Source organism: Thermodesulfobacteriota bacterium (genome assembly GCA_040756475.1).
Taxonomy (GTDB): Bacteria; Desulfobacterota; Deferrisomatia; order Deferrisomatales; family JACRMM01; genus JBFLZB01.
The window spans coordinates 1-5,012 of sequence record JBFLZB010000256.1; the positions used below are offsets into that span (position 1 = coordinate 1).

Genomic DNA, 5,012 nt, shown 5'->3' on the forward strand with positions numbered 1-5,012 from the left:
CTAGGTTCTTCGCCGGGCGAAGGCCACTCTTCCCGCCCGCCCGCGGGGGCTGCTCCAAGCTCCGAGCTGGGATCTTGACCCGTCCCCCTTCCCCCTTCACCCGTCACCCGTGACCCGTGACCCGTCCCCCGAGACGCCCCGAAGGGCCAGCACACCATCGAACACCGCGGCGACCTCGCGCCCCACCGCCTCCCAGGTTCGTCCCGCCACGTGGGCGCGAATCGCCTCCCGGTCCCAGGTGCGGGCGAGCGCGGCCCGCAGCTTGGCGGCCAGGTCCCCGGGCTCCCGGGCGCACAGCAGCCCCGCCTGCGGGGTCGTCACGATCTCCGGCGCCCCCCACACGTTGGTCGCCACCACGGGAGTCCCGCAGGCCAGCGACTCCATGAGCACGTTGGCCCACCCCTCCCGGGAGCTCGCCAGGCAAAAACAGTCGGCCGCGTTGTACCAGAGGTGGAGCTCCCGGTTGGGGCGCTCTCCCACCAGCACCACCCGGTCCCCGAGCCCACGCTCGGCGATCTGCGCTTCCAGGGCCGGCCGTTGGGGTCCCTCTCCCACGATGTAAAGCCGCGCTCGAGGCAGCGAAGCGAGCACCCCCTCCAGCGCCTCGATGGTCACGTGATGTCCCTTGAGCTCCTTGAGCGCCCCCACGGACAACACGATCTGGGCGTCCGCCGGCAGGCCGAGGGCGGCCCGGGCTTCGGTCCGCCCCATCAGCGCAAAGAGCTGGGGATCGATGCCGTTGGGGATCACCGAGATCTTCTCCCCCGGGGCGCCGAGCTCCACCATCCGGTCCCGCAAGGCGCCGCAGACCGAGATGACCGCGTCGCAGGAGCGAAGCGCCCGGCGGATCATCGGCCGAATCGTCGGAAGCTGGGAAAACTCGTGCACGTCCGAGCCCCGGGCCGAGAGCACCACCGGAACCCGGAGCAGCCGGCCCAGGGCCACGGCCGCCAGGCCGTCCGGGTAGACGAAATGGCTGTCGATCAGCTCGAAGGGGAAAGACCGCCGCAGCCTCCGGACGGTCGCCAGCGCGCCGGCCACGAGCAGGAGCCAGTGGACCTGCATGCTCACCTTGGGCAGCAGGGGATACCGGGGGTGGCACACCTCCACCGTCCCCTGCCGCTCGGCGCGGGGCACGCGGGCAAACGTCCCCCACCCGGTCCCCTCGAGGAAGCCCGGCACGTAGGGCACCGGCGCCACCACCCGCAGCGCGTTTCCCGGAAGGGCCGCAAACGCCTCCATCCGATACTTCACGAACACGCAGAAGTTCGGCATGGCGGCGTTGGGGTAGAGGGAGGTAAACGTGAGAACGTTCACCGGGCGCAGCTCCCGGCTCCACCTGCGCCAAGGGTGCGGCGCCCGACGCGCATCGCGGGATCTCCCATAGCCCATTTCTCCGTCGCACGAACCGCCCGGCCCTCGGGGCGGTACACCCACGGCTCACTCACCGGGGGTCACTACCTTACCTTCGACTGCCAGCCGAATCCACCGCGGAGCGGGATACAGCGACACCGGAGCGAGGTCCGGTTCTGCCTGGGGGGAAGCCAGCGGGCCCGATCACGTGCACCGGCTCGCAGGCCGCCCGCAGGCGGAGAGTTTGGGCGATCAGGGCGTCCCCGTCCACCTGAACCCTTCCGTGGGCGGGGAGCTCCACTCTCATTTCCGAAACCTTCCACCGCTCCACCCCCCGGGCGGGTCGGGGATCGCTGCGCAACACCGACCAGAAGAAGCGCAGCACCCCCCACCGGGCGCCGTCCACGCACAGGGCCTCCAGGCCGGGGGCAAAGAGGGAGCAGGTCTGCGAGATCCGGTACCGGCCCCCGTACCGGGGCATCCGCACGGCGATGAACTGGCCGCACGCGCCTCGGCGCCCCTCGCACTCCCAGCGCACGTCGGCACGGACGGGCGTGGCCAGACGTTTGGCGAAGGCCGCGGCGTAAGCGTACCGTCCGAGCCACTTCTTTCCGAGACGGCCCACCCCATGCACGGCGTCGGCATCCGGGCCCGCCGAGACGCCGATGAAGAACAGCGTGCTTCCGTTCTGCGTGTCGGCCACCCCCGGGTAGATGGGCACCGGCTCGCCATGGGCGAGCACCGCCAGAGCATCGTCCAGCCCCTGGGGGATGCCGAGCTCGGCGGCCACCAGATTCACCGTGCCCGTGGGCAGGAGGCCCAGACAGCGCTCCGAGCCCACCGCCGTTGCCACCTCGCGAAACGTCCCGTCCCCCCCGCAGGCCACCACGCGCCCCTCCGGGTCCACCCCCTCGGCCAGCGCCCGGCGCGCCAGCTCCGTCGCGTGCCCCGGGCCCTGCGTAGCCCACACGCGAGCCCCCGGGAACCGGACCCGAAGCGTCTGCGCCAGGTCCGCCGGCGCTCCCCGGGCGGCGGGGTTCACGAGGACGACGTCTCGATCGGTGCGGTTCATCCGGGGTTCTCCCGAGAGGCGCCGTGCGGCGCCGGGCGCGTTCGGCCCTTGAGGGCATCCAAACCGCAAAGACGCAGAGGCCGCGGAGAAATGCGGGGTTGGTTGGGGTCCGAACCAGCCTTCGCACACCAGCGCGAGCGCTTTGGCGTGCAGGCTGCTTGGTACTTCCGCTCACAGCGCCTGCATTTCCCACAGAACTTCAACTGGGAACCGGGAACATGGAACCGGGAACACCCCGAAGGGGCTGTGTCGCGGCAGGAAGGCCTCGGGGCGGAGGCGACCCATGAGGAAGAAACCCGATCCCGCCGCGGACGATCCCGGCCGGAGTACGACCTGAATCGACTCAAGGTCGTTTCCCGCGGGCCATTTGCCGACAGCCGCCCGCTACCCGTCGGCCGAGCGCAGCACCTCCTGGCAGTAGGCGTTGAGGCTCTGGCCGCGCTGGAGCGCGCGGATGGCGAGCTTCTTGTGGACCTCGGGGGGAACGCGCAGGACGAACCGGCCCGAGTACTTCTTGCCGGCGGTCGCTGGGGGCAGGGGCTTTCCATCTCGTCGGTAGAGCTCCACCGCCTCCTCGGCGACCCGGCAAAGCTCGGCATACACGCCGGCCTCGTCGTTCCCGTGGACCCCGCCGTACAGCAGCTCCGGGCACGTGCCCACGTAGCAGCCGTCCTCCTCGGACCATTCCACGATCTTCAGGTAGCGGTCGCTCTTCTTTCTCATGAACGCACCTCCTCGATCGCCTTCGCCACGTGTCGCTCTTCTCCGCACACCTTGCGGCGCCCGGCGGATCGTACAGGCGCATCCGCGCTCACCCTGCACGCGACAACTTGTCGAACTGACAACGTCCCTCGCGTGCTCCCAACGTCCCTCGCGTGCTCCCCGCCCCGACGCCGGTGCGGCACGGGCGTCAAGTCAACTGGGCGAGAGCGTACGGGGGACCGCTTGACATGCGTACGACTTCCCGCTAGTTTCCAGGCAATCCCACGTCATCGGAGCGGGAGGTCATCCATGACGGTCACGGCATCGCGGCTTCGGGAAAATATCTACCGCCTCCTGGACCAGGTTCTGGAGACGGGCGTGCCCCTCGAGGTCGAGCGCAAGGGCAAGGTGCTGCGGATCGTCCCCGGCGAGCCCGGGGGAAAGCTGGCAAACCTGGTGCGCCGGAACGACTTCCTGCGGTGCGATCCCGAGGAGCTCGTGCACGTGGACTGGTCCGGGGAGTGGAACCCTTGATCTACCTGGATACCCACGCTGCGGCGTGGCTCTATGCAGGCCTGCTGGATTCCTTTGGGCCGAAGGCAAGGGCCCTCCTCGAGAGCGAAGACCTCCTGGTGTCTCCCATGGTGGAGCTGGAGCTCCAGTACCTTTACGAGATCGGCAAGATCGCCGAGGACGGACGAACGGTTGTGGACGGATTGTCGGCCAAGCTGGGGCTGCGGGTGTGCGGCCAGCCCTTTGCGCAGGTTGTGTCCCGAGCCCTGGACCAGGTCTGGACCCGAGATCCCTTCGACCGCCTCATCGTCGCCCAGGCTTCGCTGACGGACGCAGTGCTGCTGACCAAGGATCGGACGATCCGCCAGCATTACCCGCGAGCTTTCTGGGCAGCCGGGAGCTCTCGCGTCGCGTAGTTTCGGTACCTTCTCTTACCCGCTGCTCTCACTGCGCCTTTCCCAGGGTGACCCGTACGAACTTCGAGTGCCCCCGGCATACCTGACTGCGCATGCCCCTCCCTCACTTCCCCGCAGGGGCGATCACCCTCAGGGGTTGGCTCCCCGACGAGAGCCGGGACCTTCACCAGAATCCACCAAATTTCTTGGGCGGGGTCCGGGAGTCCTGGAGTGCAGCCCCGTACCGCCTCGACCGAACCGCGGCAGCGAGGCCGAAAGCGGTGAGGTTCGGCGCGCCGGCCGCCTCCGCCTCCGTCACCGTTTCGTCGATCAGTGCGTGGGAAGTGGCCTTGCTGGTCAAGAAGGGCCGGCTCGTTCTCTCCATGGACGTGCAGGAGTGGGTGCGGAAGGCCGAATCACTTCCCTACGTACACTTCCATCCCGTGGACAACGCCATCGCGCTGCGGTCCGTCAACCTTCCCGGCCTCCTTCACGAAGACCCCGCCGACCGCATCATCGTGGCCACTGCCCTGCACCTGGATGCGGCCGTGGTTACCCGGGACGAGAAAATCCGCAACTACCCTGCCGTCCGCACGATCTGGTAGCAGACGCCCGTCGCGGCATCCCGCAAGTCAAGTGCGCATCGTCGGAAGATCCGAGGTAAGCGTTCACAGGGGGTGGGTAGCCGACGGTGAGGTGAGGGTAGCAGGTCAGGAACGGGGCGCCAGAGAGGTCGTCCGTTGGACGGGGACGATTCGTGGACGGGGACGTAGATGACAGATTGATTCATGAGGACATCCGGCAATGAATCATACGTCCCGTCCCCTGGTGCCGTCCTGTCCCCTAGCGCCCGTCCAGACGCTCAGGCCTTCACGCTCTCTCGGATCTTCTCCTGTACCCATAGGTTCAGAAGAGTTTCCGCGGTCACGCCCCGCCGGTGCGCGATCCTCGCCATCTCGGCGGACACTTCTGCGTCG

Annotated in this window: 6 protein-coding genes; 3 read left to right on the forward strand and 3 right to left on the reverse strand. The window is 68.7% G+C overall.

All coding sequences use genetic code 11. The features are described 5' to 3' along the window. Positions 1–96: 96 nt before the first annotated feature. The 3 genes from AB1578_21810 to AB1578_21820 all read right to left on the reverse strand — a co-directional run bounded on the left by AB1578_21810 (position 97) and on the right by AB1578_21820 (position 3,148). Positions 97–1,317 (reverse strand): glycosyltransferase family 4 protein, encoded by a 1,221-nt coding sequence (locus tag AB1578_21810; protein ID MEW6490535.1) that lies wholly within the window; start codon positions 1,315–1,317, stop codon positions 97–99. 145 nt (positions 1,318–1,462) lie between these two features. After that, entirely contained in the window at positions 1,463–2,425 is a 963-nt protein-coding gene (locus AB1578_21815) for a diacylglycerol kinase family protein (GenBank protein MEW6490536.1), read from the reverse strand. 384 nt (positions 2,426–2,809) lie between these two features. Beyond that, positions 2,810–3,148: a toxin-antitoxin system HicB family antitoxin gene (locus AB1578_21820; GenBank protein ID MEW6490537.1), complete on the reverse strand. Its 339-nt coding sequence runs from the start codon at positions 3,146–3,148 to the stop codon at positions 2,810–2,812. Positions 3,149–3,436: 288 nt separating this feature from the next. On the opposite strand from AB1578_21820, the gene AB1578_21825 reads away from it, so the two are divergent. The 3 genes from AB1578_21825 (at position 3,437) to AB1578_21835 (ending at position 4,640) form a co-directional block, all read left to right on the forward strand. Next, complete coding sequence (locus tag AB1578_21825; GenBank protein ID MEW6490538.1) at positions 3,437–3,661, forward strand: type II toxin-antitoxin system Phd/YefM family antitoxin; 225 nt, start codon at positions 3,437–3,439, stop codon at positions 3,659–3,661. After that, positions 3,649–4,056, forward strand: a complete 408-nt coding sequence (locus tag AB1578_21830) for a PIN domain-containing protein (GenBank protein MEW6490539.1) — start codon at positions 3,649–3,651, stop codon at positions 4,054–4,056. The genes AB1578_21825 and AB1578_21830 overlap by 13 nt, the downstream gene beginning before the upstream one ends. A 92-nt stretch (positions 4,057–4,148) precedes the next feature. After that, positions 4,149–4,640 carry a type II toxin-antitoxin system VapC family toxin gene (locus tag AB1578_21835; protein ID MEW6490540.1) on the forward strand — a complete coding sequence of 164 codons (492 nt, stop codon included), beginning with the start codon at positions 4,149–4,151 and terminating at the stop codon, positions 4,638–4,640. Positions 4,641–5,012: the final 372 nt, after the last annotated feature.

What these genes read in the sequence shown, in the direction of transcription:
- AB1578_21835 (MEW6490540.1), top strand. Translation starts at nt 4,149, where the DNA reads ATGCCCCTCCCTCACTTCCCCGCAGGGGCGATCACCCTCAGGGGTTGG.
- AB1578_21825 (MEW6490538.1), top strand. Translation starts at nt 3,437, where the DNA reads ATGACGGTCACGGCATCGCGGCTTCGGGAAAATATCTACCGCCTCCTG.
- AB1578_21820 (MEW6490537.1), bottom strand. Translation starts at nt 3,148, where the DNA reads ATGAGAAAGAAGAGCGACCGCTACCTGAAGATCGTGGAATGGTCCGAG.
- AB1578_21815 (MEW6490536.1), bottom strand. Translation starts at nt 2,425, where the DNA reads ATGAACCGCACCGATCGAGACGTCGTCCTCGTGAACCCCGCCGCCCGG.